Below are 18,203 nucleotides of genomic sequence, written 5' to 3'. Positions count from 1 at the left end.
GAGCACTCCCTTGGTAAGGGAGAGGTCGGCAGTTCGATCCTGCCCATGGGCACCAGGCTGGTTTTATTAATTGTATATTTCGTGTTTGGTTTAAGAGTTAACTAAAGGCAGATTAAAAATGGCAAAAGAAAAATTCGAGCGGACAAAACCGCACGTAAACGTAGGCACTATTGGTCACGTTGACCACGGTAAAACTACCTTGACAGCAGCAATTGCAACCGTGCTCTCAAAGCAATTTGGTGGCGAAGCGAAAGCATACGATCAGATTGATGCTGCTCCAGAAGAAAAAGCCCGTGGTATTACGATTAATACTGCACACGTTGAGTACGAAACAGCCAATCGTCACTATGCTCACGTTGACTGCCCTGGACATGCTGACTATGTCAAGAACATGATTACCGGCGCGGCTCAGATGGATGGCGCTATTTTGGTGTGTTCTGCTGCTGATGGCCCAATGCCACAAACGCGTGAACATATTCTTTTAGCACGCCAAGTGGGTGTTCCGCACATCATCGTGTTCTTAAACAAATGCGATATGGTCGATGATGAAGAGTTGTTAGAGCTGGTCGAAATGGAGGTGCGTGAACTGCTTTCTAAATACAAATTTCCTGGCGATGACACTCCCATCATCCGTGGTTCTGCTAAGTTAGCCCTAGAAGGCGACGAAGGCCCAATGGGTAAAGAAGCCATCATGAAATTAGCGGATGCTTTAGATACCTTTATTCCGACTCCAGAGCGCGCGATTGATGGCGCCTTCTTGATGCCAGTAGAAGATGTGTTCTCGATCTCTGGTCGCGGTACTGTAGTGACTGGTCGTATTGAGCGCGGTATTGTTAAGGTTGGCGAAGAGATTGAAATCATCGGCATCAAACCGACTCTTAAAACTACTTGTACTGGCGTGGAAATGTTCCGCAAATTGCTCGACCAAGGTCAAGCAGGCGATAACGTTGGTATTTTGTTACGTGGTACTAAACGTGAAGAAGTTGAGCGTGGCCAAGTATTGGCTAAGCCAGGCTCGATCACTCCCCATACTCACTTTACTGCCGAGGTTTACATCTTGGGTAAAGATGAAGGTGGTCGTCATACACCATTCTTTAACAACTATCGTCCCCAGTTTTACTTCCGTACTACCGACGTAACGGGTTCAATTGAGTTGCCAAAAGATAAAGAAATGGTCATGCCTGGCGATAACGTCACCATTACCGTCAAACTCATTGCGCCAATCGCGATGGAAGAAGGTTTACGTTTTGCAATCCGTGAAGGTGGCCGTACTGTTGGCGCTGGTGTGGTTGCAAAGATTTTGGCTTAGTAGTAGAAATTTTTTATAAAGGGGTGTAGCTCAATTGGCAGAGCGTTGGTCTCCAAAACCAAAGGTTGGGGGTTCGATGCCCTCCGCCCCTGCCACGATTTGAACTGAAAGTAATATGTCACAACAAACAGCAAGTCAAACTGAAGAAAAAAGTAGCTGGGTCTCCGGACTCGCTGCTCTAATTGTCGTTGCAGCGTTAGTGCTTTACTACACGCTGGTCGATCAATCTTTATTGGTGCGTCTGGCAGCCTTGTTTGGTGGCATTGCTATTGCAGTTTTAATTGTGGCGATTTCTCCTGATGGGCGTCGCTTTATCGCCTATGCAAAAGATTCTTGGTATGAAGTAAAAAAGGTTGTTTGGCCGACTCGTAAAGAGAGCACCCAAATGACTCTAGTCGTATTTGGCTTTGTTCTGGTGATGTCCTTATTTTTATGGCTTGCAGACAAATTAATTGAATGGCTAGTTTTTTCAGTCTTTTTAGGCTGGAAGTGAGTAAAAAATGATTGATTCCGAATTAGCAACAAACCCACAGGCTACTGGCAATATGCGCTGGTACGTCATTCACGCTTATTCCGGCATGGAAAAGAGCGTCAAAAAAGGCCTTGAAGAGCGGATTGCCCGTTCTGGGATGCCTGAGAAATTTGGCCGTATTTTGGTCCCTTCCGAAGAGGTTGTAGAGATTAAGGGCGGTACTAAATCGGTTACAGAGCGCCGTTTCTTCCCAGGATATGTCCTAATAGAGATGGAAATGACCGATGAAAGCTGGCATTTGGTAAAAAATACGCCAAAAGTGACCGGTTTTGTGGGGGGTGTACGTAACCGCCCAAGCCCAATCTCTACTGCAGAAGTCACTAAAATCATGGATCAAATGCAGGCTGGGGTCGATAAGCCTAAGCCTAAGACTCTATTTGAGGTGGGTGAGATGGTTCGTGTCAAAGAAGGCCCATTTATTGATTTCAACGGAAACATTGAAGAAGTCAACTATGAGAAGTCAAGATTGCGCGTTTCTGTTACAATCTTCGGTCGCGGTACCCCAGTTGAGCTGGAGTTCGGTCAGGTAGAAAAGATGTAATAACAAGGACTTAGTCCTGTTACTAGAGGCAGTAGTTTTAAGGGGTTAGTAATAACCGAGGAGCGGAGCTAGAAAGCCAAAAACTAGCAAAGCGTTTACTCAACAGCGGTCTTTCCTAATGAGGTCAGGCGCGCTTTTAGGAGCACACATGGCAAAGAAGATTATTGGCTTTATCAAGCTGCAGATCCCTGCAGGTAAGGCAAATCCATCACCACCCGTAGGTCCAGCATTGGGTCAGCGCGGTCTTAACATTATGGAATTCTGTAAGGCGTTCAATGCTCAAACTCAGAGCATGGAGCCAGGCCTACCAATTCCAGTCGTGATTACTGCTTTTGCTGATAAGAGCTTCACATTCATTATGAAGACCCCTCCAGCAACCATCATGATTAAGAAGGCTGCGAAAATCGAAAAAGGATCACCACGTCCACATACCGACAAGGTAGGAAAAATTACTCGTGCTCAAGCGGAAGAAATCGCTAAAGCAAAAATGCCAGATTTGACAGCGGCTGATATGGATGCGGCTGTCAGAACAATCGCTGGTAGCGCCCGTTCCATGGGCATCACCGTGGAAGGTCTCTAATCATGACTAAGTTATCCAAACGCGTTAAATCCATTCAATCTAAAGTTGATCGCAATAAGTTCTACCCATTAGAAGATGCATTGAACCTTGTGAAGGAGTGTGCAACTGCAAAGTTTGATGAGTCAATCGACGTCGCTGTTCAGTTAGGTATTGACGCTAAGAAATCTGACCAAGTTGTGCGGGGTGCTGTAGTGCTCCCAGCTGGCACGGGTAAGCATGTTCGCGTAGCAGTTTTTGCACAAGGCGAGAAAGCTGAACAAGCTAAAGCTGCTGGTGCAGAAATTGTTGGCATGGAAGATCTAGCCGAACAAATTAAAGGCGGCAAAATTGATTTCGACATTTTGATCGCATCGCCCGACACAATGAAAATTGTTGGTACCTTAGGTCAAGTATTGGGCCCACGTGGTTTGATGCCAAATCCAAAAGTTGGCACTGTTACTCCTGATGTAGCAACTGCAGTGAAGAATGCAAAAGCGGGCCAAGTGCAATTCCGTGTGGACAAAGCCGGCATTGTTCATGCAAGCATTGGACGTCGTTCATTCGAGCCAGCTGCATTGAAATCGAACTTGCTCGCATTGCTTGAGGCTTTGAATAAAGCCAGACCTCCTGCATCTAAGGGTATTTATTTAAAGAAGGTTGCCGTAAGCAGCACTATGGGTGCAGGCGTACGTGTAGACCAAGCATCGTTACAGGCAGCTCAATAAGCAGTTTGTAACAAAAAAGAACTTTGGGTCGACTCGCGCTCTTTGGGTGAGAGTCGAACATCAAAGACCGTTGGCGAATTAGTTGCTTGTTAAGAATTAGTTCTTAATCATTACGAGAGTAATAGCCAGCGCAGATGGCGACCCTGAAAAGATTTTCACAAGAAGTTTTGTGAACAAATGATCAGACGCTGGTGTGTAACCCCAACTGGAAACAGTTGGTTTTTATGGAGTTAAACCGTGCCTTTGAATGTACAAGACAAAAAAGCGATTGTTGCTGATGTCGGCGCTCAATTGGCTGGAGCCCAAACCGTCGTGCTTGCTGAATACCGCGGTATTCCAGTAGAGCAGTTGACAAAGCTACGCGCTAGTGCACGTGACCAAGGTGTATATCTTCGCGTTTTGAAGAACACATTGGCACGCCGTGCTGCACAAGGCACACAGTTTGAGCCCCTTGCTGATTCGATGGTTGGCCCCTTGATTTACGGCATTTCTGCTGATCCTATTGCTTCGGCAAAAGTGTTGCAGAACTTTGCTAAGAATCAAGACAAGCTAGTCATTACTGCTGGCTTATATAACGGCAAGTTGTTAGATGTTGCAGGCGTAAAAGCCCTCGCAACCATTCCAAGCCGCAATGAGTTGTTATCTCAGTTGTTAGGTGTGATGTTGGCGCCTGTCTCTGCGATGGCTCGCGTATTGGGCGCAGTAGCAGCACAAAAGGCAGCTGGAGCACCCGCTCCTGCCGCGGCACCTGTAGCAGAAGTAGCAGCTCCAGCAGAAGTAGTTGCTGAAGCCGCCGCCCCTGACGCAAGCGCTGAGCCTGCAGCCGCAGCCCCAGAAGCTGGAACAGAAGCAAAAGAAACCCCTGCCGCTGAATAAGCGACAGATTAACTATTTAAGTATTAGGAGCTAAAAATGGCGATTACTAAAGAAGAAATTATTGAAGCAGTTGGTAGCATGTCCGTAATGGATTTGAACGATTTAGTTAAAGCGTTCGAAGAGAAGTTTGGCGTTTCAGCTGCAGCCATGGCTGTTGCTGGTCCTGCTGGCGCTGGCGGTGGCGGTGCTGCTGCAGAAGAGCAAACAGAATTTACGGTGAACTTGCTCGAAACTGGCGCAAACAAAGTTTCAGTAATTAAAGCAGTTCGTGAAATTACTGGTCTTGGCTTGAAAGAAGCTAAGGACTTGGTTGATGGCGCACCTAAGCCAATCAAAGAAGGCGTTGACAAGAAAACTGCTGAAGAAGCTAAGAAGAAGCTTGAAGAAGCTGGCGCTAAAGCAGAGCTCAAGTAATACAAACCGCGCTAGGGCTTCTCAAAAAGAGGCGCTAGCAATGTTGGGTTTGACCATTAGTGGTCAAACCCGATTTCATTTCTGATTGAAATCGGGTTTGCCTTCTGATACGACTGCAGAATGCAAGTTTGGTCGGACACTAAGTCTATCGATTTAGTGTTGTCCGCCAGTGATTGGTAGTGGCCAATCGCCAAATCTTTGTACAGTCGCTGAATTCGGAGATGAAATGAACTATAGCTTCACCGAACGCAAGCGAGTCCGTAAAAGCTTTGCTAAGCGAGTCAATAACCACCAGGTTCCGTACCTGATCGCAACGCAGCTGGAATCCTACGCTAAATTTTTACAGGCTGAAAAGCCAGTCATGTCTCGTCTTACTGAGGGACTTCAAGCTGCCTTTACTTCAGCATTCCCAATTGTGTCTAACAACGGCTATGCACGTATGGAATACGTGTCTTACCAGTTATCACAGCCACCATTTGACGTTAAAGAATGTCAACAACGTGGTTACACCTACCACTCTGCCTTACGTGCAAAAGTTCGCTTGATTATTTATGATCGCGAAGCGCCTACTAAGGTAAAAGAGGTTAAAGAGAGCGAAGTTTACATGGGTGAAATTCCGCTCATGACTGAAAACGGTTCTTTTGTGATCAACGGTACTGAGCGCGTGATTGTTTCTCAGTTACACCGTTCCCCAGGCGTGTTCTTTGAGCACGATAAGGGCAAAACTCATAGTTCCGGTAAGCTTCTGTTCTCAGCGCGCATCATTCCTTACCGTGGTTCATGGCTCGATTTCGAGTTTGATCCAAAGGATATACTTTATTTCCGCGTCGACCGTCGTCGTAAGATGCCTGTCACCATTTTGCTCAAAGCAATTGGCCTAAACAACGAACAGATTCTTGCAAACTTCTTTAACTTCGATCATTTTGCATTGACTGCTAATGGCGCATCAATGGAATTTGTTCCAGAGCGCTTGCGTGGCCAATTAGCAAACTTTGATGTGCTTGATAAAAATGGCGTAGTTGTCATTCAAAAAGATAAGCGTACCAATGCAAAACATATTCGTGAGCTCGAAGCTGCTAAGACAAAAACAATCGTTGTACCTGACGACTACTTAGTTGGTCGTGTGGTTGCACGTAATATTGTTGATCCAGATTCTGGTGAAATTTTGGCTTACGCTAACGATGAAATTACTGAAGATTTGTTGGCTACATTGCGCGATGCAGGTATCAAGCAATTGGAGACCATTTACACCAATGATTTAGATTCTGGCGCGTATATTTCTCAGACATTACGTACTGACGAAACTGCCGATCAAATGGCTGCTCGTATTGCCATCTATCGCATGATGCGTCCTGGTGAGCCTCCAACAGAAGATGCGGTTGAAGCTCTCTTCCAGCGCTTGTTCTACAGTGAAGATACCTACGACTTATCTCGTGTTGGCCGTATGAAGGTCAATAGCCGCTTGAACCGTCCCGAAATGGAAGGTGCGATGGTTCTGTCGAACGAAGATATTCTTGACACCATTAAGTCCCTCGTAGATTTACGTAACGGTAAGGGCGAAGTAGATGATATCGATCACTTAGGAAATCGTCGTGTACGTTGCGTTGGCGAATTGGCTGAAAACCAATTCCGCGCTGGTTTGTCACGTGTAGAGCGTGCAGTTAAAGAACGTCTCGGTCAAGCCGAAACAGAAAATCTCATGCCGCATGACTTGATTAACAGCAAGCCAATCTCTTCTGCGATTCGTGAGTTCTTCGGTTCTTCGCAATTGTCTCAATTTATGGACCAAACCAATCCACTTTCAGAGATCACGCATAAGCGTCGTATTTCTGCATTGGGGCCTGGTGGTTTGACCCGCGAGCGTGCTGGCTTTGAAGTGCGCGACGTGCATCCAACCCACTACGGACGTGTTTGCCCAATTGAGACTCCAGAAGGACCAAACATTGGCTTGATCAATTCACTCGCACTCTTTGCGCGTTTGAATGAGCATGGTTTCCTAGAGACGCCTTACCGCAAGGTTGCCAATAGCAAGGTTAGCGATGAAGTCGTTTATCTCTCTGCAATTGAAGAGGCGAAATACGTTATTGCTCAGGCTAATGCGACGATTGATAAAAATGGTAAGTTAGCGGACGAATTGGTTTCTGCTCGTGAAGCTGGTGAGACCATGATGGTTAGCCCGGAACGCATCAATTTCATCGACGTTGCTCCTAGTCAGATCGTTTCTGCAGCTGCTTCGCTGGTTCCATTCTTGGAGCACGATGATGCGAACCGTGCCTTGATGGGTGCGAACATGCAGCGTCAAGCGGTTCCTTGCTTGCGCCCAGATAAGCCATTGGTTGGCACAGGTTTAGAGCGCATTGTTGCAGTTGACTCCGGCACTGTTGTATTAGCTAACCGCGGTGGTAATGTGGATTATGTTGATGCAAACCGTGTGGTGATTCGTGTGAACGATGATGAAACTGCAGCTGGTGAAGTTGGTGTGGATATTTATAACCTCATCAAGTACACCCGTTCAAATCAAAATACCAACATCAACCAACGTCCAATCGTGAAGGTTGGCGATCGTGTTGCGCGCGGTGACGTAGTTGCTGATGGCGCTTCTACCGACTTAGGTGAATTGGCTTTGGGTCAAAACATGACTGTGGCATTTATGCCATGGAACGGTTACAACTTCGAAGATTCAATCTTGATCTCTGAGAAGGTTGTTGCTGATGACCGTTACACCTCTATTCATATTGAAGAGTTGTCGGTTGTTGCGCGCGATACTAAGCTTGGTTCAGAAGAAATTACTCGCGATATTTCTAATTTGGCAGAGTCACAACTCTCCCGTTTAGATGAGAGCGGTATTGTTTACATTGGTGCAGAAGTTGAGGCTGGCGACGTATTGGTTGGTAAGGTAACTCCAAAGGGCGAGACTACTCTCACTCCTGAAGAGAAGCTCCTCCGTGCGATCTTCGGTGAAAAGGCATCTGACGTTAAAGATACCTCTTTGCGCGTTCCTTCAGGAATGATCGGAACTGTTATTGACGTTCAAGTCTTCACCCGTGAAGGCATTGAGCGAGATGCACGTGCACAGGCCATTATTCAAGAAGAATTACAACGCTATCGTTTGGACTTAAACGATCAGTTACGTATTGTTGAGGGCGACGCCTTCATGCGTTTAGAAAAGCTGTTAGTTGGTAAAGTTGTCAACGGCGGCCCTAAGAAATTAGCTAAAGGCACGAAGATCGACAAGGATTACCTTGCTGATCTGGATAAATATCATTGGTTTGATATTCGTCCGGCAGATGATGATATTGCTTCTCAAGTTGAGGCAATTAAATCTTCTATCGAAGCAAAGCGTAAACAGTTTGATGAGGCTTTTGAAGAAAAGCGTACCAAGCTGACCCAGGGCGATGATTTACAACCGGGCGTAACCAAGATGGTGAAGGTGTACTTAGCGGTTAAGCGGCGCTTACAGCCTGGCGACAAGATGGCTGGTCGTCACGGTAACAAAGGTGTAGTTTCTAAAATCGCTCCTGCAGAAGACATGCCATTTATGGCTGACGGACGCCCTGTAGACATTGTCTTGAATCCATTAGGCGTTCCTTCCCGTATGAACGTTGGCCAGATCTTGGAAACCCACTTAGGTTGGGCTGCTCAAGGTATCGGTAAGCGCATCGACGAGATGGTTCGTGAGCACGCTAAGCAAACTGAATTACGTAAGTTCTTCAAGCAGCTTTACAACGAAACGGGTCGTATCGAAGACATCGACAATTTCACTGATGAGCAGATCAATGTTTTGGCTGAAAATCTCCGCCAAGGCTTGCCATTTGCAACACCAGTGTTTGATGGTGCTACAGAGGCAGAAATCGGTCGCATGCTCGAGTTGGCGTACCCAGAAGATGTTGCTAAATCTTTGAAGATGACTCCATCGCGTCAGCAAATGATTCTGTGCGACGGCCGAACTGGCGATCAGTTCGAGCGTCCAGTGACTGTTGGTGTCATGCACGTCTTGAAACTCCACCATTTGGTCGATGACAAGATGCACGCACGTTCAACTGGACCTTACTCATTAGTAACGCAACAGCCATTGGGTGGTAAAGCCCAGTTTGGTGGTCAGCGCTTTGGTGAGATGGAAGTCTGGGCCCTCGAAGCATACGGCGCTTCATATGTCTTGCAGGAAATGCTGACAGTGAAGTCCGATGACGTCGCAGGCCGTACCAAAGTTTACGAAAATATCGTCAAGGGTGAGCACACAATTGATGCTGGCATGCCCGAATCCTTCAACGTGCTGGTAAAAGAAATCCGTTCGTTGGGTATTGACATTGACATGGAGCGCAACTGATATGAAAGCATTGCTCGATTTATTTAAGCAAACGCAGGGCGAAGAACAATTTGATGTCATTAAAATTGGTCTCGCATCTCCTGAGAAAATTCGCTCATGGTCTTTTGGTGAAGTACGCAAACCAGAAACGATTAACTACCGGACTTTTAAGCCCGAGCGTGATGGTTTGTTCTGTGCCAAGATTTTTGGACCAACCAAAGATTACGAGTGTTTATGTGGAAAGTACAAGCGCTTAAAGTTCCGTGGCGTTATCTGCGAGAAGTGCGGCGTTGAAGTGACTCTCGCTAAGGTACGTCGTGAGCGCATGGGTCACATTGAGTTGGCAGCACCTGTAGCGCACATCTGGTTCTTAAAGTCCCTGCCGTCCCGTTTAGGCATGGTTCTCGATATGACATTGCGTGATATCGAACGCGTTCTCTACTTTGAAGCCTATGTAGTAGTCGATCCTGGCATGACCCCTGAAGGCGCGATGAAGCGTGCTCAGATCATGTCTGAAGATGAATACATTGCGAAAACTGAAGAGTTTGGTGACGGCGCGTTTACTGCCATCATGGGCGCTGAAGGCATTCGTGATCTCTTACGTTCGATTGATATCAATCGTGAAGTAGAGACCATTCGTGCTGACTTAAAAGCTACCGGTAGCGATGCCAAGATCAAAAAATACGCCAAGCGCTTAAAAGTGCTTGAGGCGTTCCAGACTTCAGGCATCAAGCCTGACTGGATGATTATGGAAGTATTGCCAGTATTGCCACCTGAATTGCGCCCATTGGTGCCATTGGATGGTGGTCGCTTTGCTACCTCCGATTTGAATGATCTCTACCGTCGTGTGATTAACCGTAATAACCGCTTGAAGCGTTTGTTAGAGTTGCGCGCACCAGAAATCATCGTTCGTAACGAAAAACGCATGTTGCAAGAAGCGGTTGATTCATTGCTCGACAATGGTCGTCGTGGTAAGGCTATGACTGGCGCTAACAAGCGTCCTCTCAAGTCCTTGGCTGAGATGATTAAAGGTAAGAGCGGTCGTTTCCGTCAAAACTTGTTGGGTAAACGCGTTGACTACTCTGGTCGTTCGGTCATCGTGGTTGGTCCTACATTGAAATTGCATCAGTGTGGCCTACCAAAATTGATGGCTTTGGAATTGTTCAAGCCATTTATTTTCAATAAGCTTGAGACTTTGGGAATTGCAACCACGATTAAGGCTGCGAAGAAAGAAGTTGAAAGCCAGACTCCAATCGTTTGGGACATTCTCGAAGAAGTCATTCGTGAACATCCAATCATGTTGAATCGTGCGCCTACTTTGCACCGTCTTGGTATTCAGGCTTTCGAGCCAATGCTGATTGAAGGTAAGGCGATCCAATTGCACCCATTAGTCTGCGCGGCATTTAACGCCGACTTTGACGGTGACCAAATGGCGGTTCACGTTCCTTTGTCGCTCGAAGCACAAATGGAAGCGCGTACCTTGATGCTGGCTTCGAACAACGTATTGTTCCCTGCTAACGGCGAACCATCAATTGTTCCTTCACAGGACGTGGTGTTGGGTCTGTACTACGCTACCCGTGACAAGATCAACGGCAAAGGCGAAGGCATGGTTTTCGCTAATATTACTGAAGTAGTACGTGCACATGAAGCTGGCGAAGTTGAATTGGCTTCCCGTGTTGCTGTTCGTATTACTGAGTATGAGATCGTGGATAAGAAAGCAGAAGGCGATGCGCGTTTTGCTCAAAAGACCAAGATCTATCAAACATCCGTTGGCCGTGCAATCTTGTCTGAGATTTTGCCTAAAGGTATGTCTTTCGAGGAAATCAATAAGCCTTTAAAGAAAAAAGAAATCTCACGCTTGATTAACACCTCATTCCGTAAGTGCGGTTTGCGCGAGACAGTTATTTTTGCTGACCGCCTCTTGCAGTCTGGTTTCCGTTTGGCGACTAATGCCGGCATCTCTGTTGCGATTGACGATATGTTGATTCCAAGCTCTAAAGAGCGCATCATCACTGAGGCTTCTGCAAAGGTTAAGGAGTATGACAAGCAGTTCATGTCAGGTCTCGTAACCAATCAAGAGCGTTATAACAACGTGGTTGATATTTGGGGTGCTGCAGGCGATCAAGTTGGTAAAGCGATGATGGATGAGCTGTCACACGTTGATGTGCTCGACCGTAACGGTAAAACTGTGCGTCAAGAATCCTTTAACTCTATCTACATGATGGCGGATTCTGGTGCGCGAGGATCTGCAGCGCAGATTCGTCAGTTAGCTGGTATGCGTGGTTTGATGGCGAAGCCTGATGGCTCAATCATTGAAACACCAATCACTGCAAACTTCCGCGAAGGTTTGAACGTTTTACAGTACTTCATCTCAACCCATGGGGCACGTAAAGGCTTAGCAGATACGGCATTGAAGACAGCCAATTCAGGCTACTTAACACGTCGTTTGTGTGACGTTACACAAGATCTCGTGGTAATCGAAGATGATTGCGGCGCAACTAGTGGCGTAACGATGAAGGCGCTTGTTGAGGGTGGTGAAATTATCGAAGCATTGCGCGATCGTATTTTGGGTCGTGTATGTATCGGCGATATCGTTCATCCAGATACACAAGAAGCGATCGTTACTAACGATACCTTGCTTGACGAAGATCATGTTGATCAAATCGTGGCATTGGGTATCGACGAAGTGAAGGTCCGCACAGTATTGTCTTGCTTAACTCGCTTTGGTTTATGCGCGAAGTGTTATGGACGTGATTTAGGTCGCGGCGGCTTGGTGAACGTTGGTGAGGCAGTAGGTGTGATCGCTGCTCAGTCTATCGGTGAGCCAGGTACACAGTTGACTATGCGTACTTTCCACATTGGTGGAGCGGCGTCTCGTGCTTTGGTAGCAAGTAATATTGAAGCCAAGTCGAATGGTGCGTTGAAATTCTCCGGCACGATGCGCGTTGTTAAAAACGCAAAGGGTGAGCAGATTGTGATTTCACGTTCAGGCGAAGCTTTGATTGTTGATGACAATGGCCGTGAGCGCGAGCGTCATAAGGTGCCTTATGGCGCAACTCTTTTGCTAAAAGAAGATGCAGCAGTCAAGGCCGGTGCAAGCTTGGCGACATGGGACCCATTAACACGTCCAATTATTTCTGAGTATGCAGGAGTTGCTCGCTTTGATAACGTTGAAGAGGGTGTAACCGTTGCTAAGCAGGTTGACGAAGTAACCGGTCTTTCTACCTTGGTGGTAATTGATGGCAAGCGTCGTTCTGCAGCAAGTAAAGGCGTTCGTCCAATGATCAACTTGGTTGATGCAAAAGGCAATGATGTAATGATTGCTGGTACTGATCATCCAGTAAACATTGGCCTCCAAGTTGGCGCCTTGATTACTGTTAAAGACGGTCAAAAGGTTGAAGTCGGTGAAGTATTGGCCCGGATTCCAATCGAATCGCAGAAGACTCGTGACATTACTGGTGGCCTGCCACGCGTTGCAGAATTGTTCGAAGCACGCTCACCAAAAGATGCTGCTGTATTGGCGAAAGTCACAGGAACAGTTTCCTTCGGTAAAGAAACCAAAGGTAAACAGCGTCTAGTAATTACCGATATGGACGGTGAGGCTAATGAATTCTTGATTCCTAAAGAGAAGCAAGTTCTCGTTCATGACGGTCAAGTTGTCAATAAGGGGGAGATGATTGTAGAAGGCCCTGCTGATCCGCATGACATCTTGACACTTAGAGGCATTGAAGAGTTAGCGATTTATATTGTTGATGAAGTTCAAGACGTTTACCGTTTGCAAGGCGTGAAGATTAATGACAAGCACATTGAAGTGATCGTGCGTCAAATGTTGCGCCGCGTGCAAATTACTGATGGTGGTGATACTGCCTACATCACTGGTGAGCAAGTTGAGCGTTCAAAACTTTATGATGCTAACGATTTAGTAATTGCTGAAGGTAAGCGCCCGGCTCTGTTCGAAAACGTATTGCTCGGTATTACTAAGGCGTCCTTGTCGACAGATAGCTTCATTTCAGCGGCTTCTTTCCAAGAAACCACTCGCGTCTTGACCGAAGCCGCAATTATGGGCAAGACCGATACACTTCGTGGCCTCAAGGAAAACGTCATTATTGGTCGTCTGATCCCTGCTGGTACTGGCTTGTCTTATCGCCGTGCGCGCAAGGTTAGGGAGCAATTCGAGCGTGATCGCGCTCAAATGATTGCCGCCGAAGAGGAAGCAATGGCCAATATGCCTGTAGAAATCGAGGCTGAAGTCGTTGCTCCTGCTGGGGAGGCTGATCCTAGCTAATTTGGTCATTCAGGCTTGAAATGGCCAGCTTTTTTCCCTTGAGGTTGACGGAAAAGGCTGGCCAAGCTAGAATGCTGAGTTCTACTGATTCAGAAGAGGGTCTTTTTGACCTAGAAATTCTCTAAGTCATTGATTTTCTTGAAGAAAGCAACAAAGAAGTACTAACCGAGCTATTTTATGCCAACAATTAATCAATTAATACGTAAGCCAAGATCAAGGCTGATCGTTAAAAGCAAAAGCCCTGCACTGGAAAACAGTCCGCAGCGCCGTGGAGTCTGTACACGCGTGTACACAACCACTCCTAAAAAGCCTAACTCTGCGCTTCGTAAAGTAGCCAAAGTTCGCTTAACCAATGGTTTTGAAGTGATTTCCTATATTGGCGGTGAAGGCCATAACCTCCAGGAGCACTCTGTAGTGTTGATCCGTGGCGGTCGTGTAAAAGATTTGCCTGGTGTTCGTTACCACATCGTTCGCGGCTCCTTGGACTTACAAGGCGTCAAGGATCGTAAGCAATCTCGCTCCAAGTACGGCGCTAAGCGTGCCAAGAAGACTGCTTAATTTTTAAGAACTAAGAGTAAAAGTTTTTGCAGTAAGTTATTCGCAATAAGTCGTTTTTGTCGGACTTAAAAGACAAGTAAGTGGTTGTTCCGTTTAGAAATTGTTGTATTTCAATTGCTAAATAGTAGGACAGCCGGAGTGGGTGACCCATATGGTTCACCCCTAACTGAACTGAAGGAGTAGTTATGCCACGTCGTCGTGAAGTTCCCAAACGGGAAATTTTGCCGGATCCAAAATTCGGTAATGTAGAAGTAGCTAAATTCATGAACGTCCTGATGTTGGACGGCAAGAAGTCGGTTGCAGAGCGTATCGTTTATGGTGCCTTTGATCACATCGAGAAAAAAGCAAACAAAGAACCACTCGAAATTTTTTCAACAGCCATGGGAAATGTAAAGCCAATGGTTGAGGTGAAGAGCCGTCGTGTTGGTGGTGCTAACTATCAAGTTCCTGTTGAAGTTCGTCCATCACGTCGTTCTGCTTTGGCAATGCGCTGGGTGCGCGAAGCCGCTAAAAAGCGCGGTGAAAAATCCATGGCACAACGTTTAGCCAACGAATTATTAGAAGCTGCAGAAGGTCGCGGCGGAGCAATGAAGAAGCGTGAAGAAGTACACCGTATGGCAGAAGCTAATAAAGCTTTCTCACATTTCCGCTTCTAATCAAATAGTAAAGAAAAGGCACCAACAGTGGCACGTAAAACTCCTATCGAAAGATATCGCAACATCGGTATCTCTGCTCACATTGACGCAGGCAAAACAACGACTACAGAACGCGTTTTGTTCTATACCGGCGTTAATCACAAAATTGGTGAGGTGCATGATGGTGCCGCTACCATGGACTGGATGGAGCAAGAGCAAGAGCGTGGTATCACTATTACTTCTGCTGCTACTACCACTTTCTGGAAGGGTATGGCAGGCAATTTCCCTGAGCACCGTATCAACATCATTGATACCCCAGGACACGTAGACTTCACTATTGAAGTTGAGCGCTCAATGCGCGTTTTAGATGGCGCTTGCATGGTTTACTGTGCTGTTGGTGGTGTGCAGCCACAATCTGAAACAGTTTGGCGTCAAGCAAATAAGTATCACGTTCCACGTTTAGCGTTTGTAAATAAGATGGACCGTACTGGTGCTAATTTCTTCAAGGTCTACGACCAAATGAAGATGCGCCTAAAAGCAAACCCTATCCTGATTCAGATTCCAATTGGTGCCGAAGAAAACTTCAAAGGCGTTGTGGATTTGGTCAAGATGAAAGCTATCTATTGGGATGAGGAATCACAGGGTACGAAGTTTAATTACGCAGAGATTCCAGCTGAGCTACAAGCCTCTGCAGAAGAGTGGCGCGAGAAGTTGCTTGAAGCAGCTGCCGAAAGTTCAGAAGAGTTAATGGAAAAGTACCTCGGTGGTGAAGCATTGACCGAAGAAGAAATTAAAGCCGCTCTACGTCAGCGTACTATCGTCAATGAAATCGTTCCAATGTTGTGTGGAACCGCTTTTAAAAATAAAGGTGTTCAGGCGATGTTGGATGCGGTAGTTGAGTTGTTGCCGTCACCTTTAGACGTTCCACCAGTTCCTTGTGAATTGGAAGATGGAACTCCTACGACCCGAAAAGCTGCTGATGATGAGAAATTTTCTGCGTTGGCATTTAAGATCATGACCGACCCATTTGTTGGGCAGCTGATTTTCTTCCGCGTTTATTCGGGCGTAATGAAATCTGGCGATACTATTTACAACCCTATCAAGGGTAAAAAAGAGCGCGTTGGGCGTTTGCTGCAGATGCATGCAAACCAACGCGAGGAAATTAAAGAAGTTCATGCAGGTGATATTGCTGCGGCAGTTGGTTTGAAGGATGCAACTACAGGCGAAACCTTGTGTGATCCAGATAGCATTGTGATTTTGGAGCGCATGGTATTTCCAGAGCCTGTGATCTCACAAGCGGTCGAGCCAAAGACAAAGCCAGATCAAGAGAAAATGGGTCTTGCTTTGAATCGCTTGGCACAAGAAGATCCGTCTTTCCGCGTGAAGACTGACGAAGAATCAGGTCAAACCATTATTTCAGGAATGGGCGAGCTCCATTTAGAAATCCTAGTTGACCGTATGCGTCGCGAATTTGGTGTCGAGGCTACGGTTGGTAAGCCACAGGTTGCTTACCGCGAAACGATACGTAAGGTTTGCGAAGAAATCGAAGGTAAGTTTGTTAAGCAATCCGGTGGCCGTGGACAGTATGGTCACGTAGTTTTGAAGCTTGAGCCACAGGAGCCAGGTAAAGGTTTTGAATTTATTGATGCTATCAAGGGTGGTGTAGTGCCACGCGAATACATCCCTGCTGTAGAAAAAGGTATTCGCGAGACATTGAACTCCGGTATTTTGGCTGGTTATCCAGTTGTAGATATCAAAGCAACATTGTTCTTCGGTTCATACCATGATGTTGACTCCAACGAAAACGCATTTAAGATGGCAGGCTCCATGGCGTTCAAAGACGGTATGCGTAAAGCATCACCAGTGTTACTTGAGCCGATGATGGCAGTTGAAGTTGAAACACCTGAAGATTTCATGGGCAACGTAATGGGTGATCTCTCATCACGTCGCGGTATTTTGCAAGGTATGGATGACATTCCAGGCGGCGGCAAGATTGTTCGCGCGGAAGTGCCATTGGCAGAGATGTTTGGTTACTCAACTGGCTTGCGCTCGTTGACCCAAGGTCGCGCTACTTACACTATGGAATTTAAGCATTATTCCGAAGCACCTAAGAACGTTGCTGAAGCAGTTATGGCTGCCAAAGCGAAATAATTAATCCACATTCATTTTGAATATTGACTAGCTAAAGAAGGCAGATTAAAAATGGCAAAAGAAAAATTCGAGCGGACAAAACCGCACGTAAACGTAGGCACTATTGGTCACGTTGACCACGGTAAAACTACCTTGACAGCAGCAATTGCAACCGTGCTCTCAAAGCAATTTGGTGGCGAAGCGAAAGCATACGATCAGATTGATGCTGCTCCAGAAGAAAAAGCCCGTGGTATTACGATTAATACTGCACACGTTGAGTACGAAACAGCCAATCGTCACTATGCTCACGTTGACTGCCCTGGACATGCTGACTATGTCAAGAACATGATTACCGGCGCGGCTCAGATGGATGGCGCTATTTTGGTGTGTTCTGCTGCTGATGGCCCAATGCCACAAACGCGTGAACATATTCTTTTAGCACGCCAAGTGGGTGTTCCGCACATCATCGTGTTCTTAAACAAATGCGATATGGTCGATGATGAAGAGTTGTTAGAGCTGGTCGAAATGGAGGTGCGTGAACTGCTTTCTAAATACAAATTTCCTGGCGATGACACTCCCATCATCCGTGGTTCTGCTAAGTTAGCCCTAGAAGGCGACGAAGGCCCAATGGGTAAAGAAGCCATCATGAAATTAGCGGATGCTTTAGATACCTTTATTCCGACTCCAGAGCGCGCGATTGATGGCGCCTTCTTGATGCCAGTAGAAGATGTGTTCTCGATCTCTGGTCGCGGTACTGTAGTGACTGGTCGTATTGAGCGCGGTATTGTTAAGGTTGGCGAAGAGATTGAAATCATCGGCATCAAACCGACTCTTAAAACTACTTGTACTGGCGTGGAAATGTTCCGCAAATTGCTCGACCAAGGTCAAGCAGGCGATAACGTTGGTATTTTGTTACGTGGTACTAAACGTGAAGAAGTTGAGCGTGGCCAAGTATTGGCTAAGCCAGGCTCGATCACTCCCCATACTCACTTTACTGCCGAGGTTTACATCTTGGGTAAAGATGAAGGTGGTCGTCATACACCATTCTTTAACAACTATCGTCCCCAGTTTTACTTCCGTACTACCGACGTAACGGGTTCAATTGAGTTGCCAAAAGATAAAGAAATGGTCATGCCTGGCGATAACGTCACCATTACCGTCAAACTCATTGCGCCAATCGCGATGGAAGAAGGTTTACGTTTTGCAATCCGTGAAGGTGGCCGTACTGTTGGCGCTGGTGTGGTTGCAAAGATTTTGGCTTAGTAGTAGAAATTTTTTATAAAGGGGTGTAGCTCAATTGGCAGAGCGTTGGTCTCCAAAACCAAAGGTTGGG

12 protein-coding genes, 1 tRNA gene and 1 pseudogene are annotated in these 18,203 nt (G+C 46.5%); all 14 read left to right on the top strand.

The window, feature by feature from the left end:
- The first annotated feature begins 118 nt into the window (after window positions 1-118).
- On the top strand, window positions 119-1,309 hold the full coding sequence (gene tuf / locus ABWP14_RS10705; RefSeq protein WP_353202955.1) for an elongation factor Tu: 1,191 nt from the start codon (window positions 119-121) through the stop codon (window positions 1,307-1,309).
- 19 nt (window positions 1,310-1,328) lie between these two features.
- A tRNA-Trp gene (locus ABWP14_RS10700) sits at window positions 1,329-1,404 on the top strand.
- A gap of 20 nt (window positions 1,405-1,424) precedes the next feature.
- The gene (gene secE / locus ABWP14_RS10695) at window positions 1,425-1,802 is read left to right on the top strand and encodes a preprotein translocase subunit SecE (RefSeq protein ID WP_353202961.1); all 378 of its coding nucleotides are present in this window, start codon (window positions 1,425-1,427) and stop codon (window positions 1,800-1,802) included.
- A 7-nt stretch (window positions 1,803-1,809) separates the two neighbouring features.
- A complete protein-coding gene (gene nusG / locus ABWP14_RS10690; RefSeq protein WP_353202960.1) occupies window positions 1,810-2,382 on the top strand; it encodes a transcription termination/antitermination protein NusG in 573 nt (190 codons plus the stop codon).
- Between the two features lie 148 nt (window positions 2,383-2,530).
- A complete protein-coding gene (gene rplK / locus ABWP14_RS10685) occupies window positions 2,531-2,962 on the top strand; it encodes a 50S ribosomal protein L11 (protein ID WP_011901890.1) in 432 nt (143 codons plus the stop codon).
- 2 nt (window positions 2,963-2,964) lie between these two features.
- Window positions 2,965-3,666 carry a 50S ribosomal protein L1 gene (gene rplA / locus ABWP14_RS10680; protein ID WP_028818403.1) on the top strand — a complete coding sequence of 234 codons (702 nt, stop codon included), beginning with the start codon at window positions 2,965-2,967 and terminating at the stop codon, window positions 3,664-3,666.
- A gap of 237 nt (window positions 3,667-3,903) precedes the next feature.
- Window positions 3,904-4,422, top strand: a pseudogene (gene rplJ / locus ABWP14_RS10675) (50S ribosomal protein L10); the annotation flags it as partial.
- Window positions 4,423-4,578: 156 nt separating this feature from the next.
- Window positions 4,579-4,956, top strand: coding sequence for a 50S ribosomal protein L7/L12 (gene rplL / locus ABWP14_RS10670; protein ID WP_353202958.1), 378 nt, complete (start codon window positions 4,579-4,581; stop codon window positions 4,954-4,956).
- Window positions 4,957-5,182: 226 nt separating this feature from the next.
- Window positions 5,183-9,283, top strand: coding sequence for a DNA-directed RNA polymerase subunit beta (gene rpoB / locus ABWP14_RS10665; RefSeq protein ID WP_353202957.1), 4,101 nt, complete (start codon window positions 5,183-5,185; stop codon window positions 9,281-9,283).
- A 1-nt stretch (window position 9,284) separates the two neighbouring features.
- Window positions 9,285-13,547, top strand: a complete 4,263-nt coding sequence (rpoC, locus tag ABWP14_RS10660; RefSeq protein ID WP_353202962.1) for a DNA-directed RNA polymerase subunit beta' — start codon at window positions 9,285-9,287, stop codon at window positions 13,545-13,547.
- Between the two features lie 177 nt (window positions 13,548-13,724).
- Window positions 13,725-14,105, top strand: coding sequence for a 30S ribosomal protein S12 (gene rpsL / locus ABWP14_RS10655; RefSeq protein WP_088525605.1), 381 nt, complete (start codon window positions 13,725-13,727; stop codon window positions 14,103-14,105).
- Between the two features lie 185 nt (window positions 14,106-14,290).
- Window positions 14,291-14,761: a 30S ribosomal protein S7 gene (gene rpsG, locus ABWP14_RS10650; protein WP_011901897.1), complete on the top strand. Its 471-nt coding sequence runs from the start codon at window positions 14,291-14,293 to the stop codon at window positions 14,759-14,761.
- 27 nt (window positions 14,762-14,788) lie between these two features.
- Entirely contained in the window at window positions 14,789-16,891 is a 2,103-nt protein-coding gene (gene fusA / locus ABWP14_RS10645; RefSeq protein WP_353202956.1) for an elongation factor G, read from the top strand.
- 51 nt (window positions 16,892-16,942) lie between these two features.
- A complete protein-coding gene (gene tuf / locus ABWP14_RS10640) occupies window positions 16,943-18,133 on the top strand; it encodes an elongation factor Tu (protein WP_353202955.1) in 1,191 nt (396 codons plus the stop codon).
- The last annotated feature ends 70 nt before the right edge of the window (window positions 18,134-18,203 follow it).

The sequence above is a fragment of the Polynucleobacter sp. genome, from assembly GCF_040400325.1.
GTDB lineage: Bacteria > Pseudomonadota > Gammaproteobacteria > Burkholderiales > Burkholderiaceae > Polynucleobacter.
Note: the sequence above shows the minus strand (reverse complement) of the source record. Positions and strands in the feature narration are given on the sequence as shown.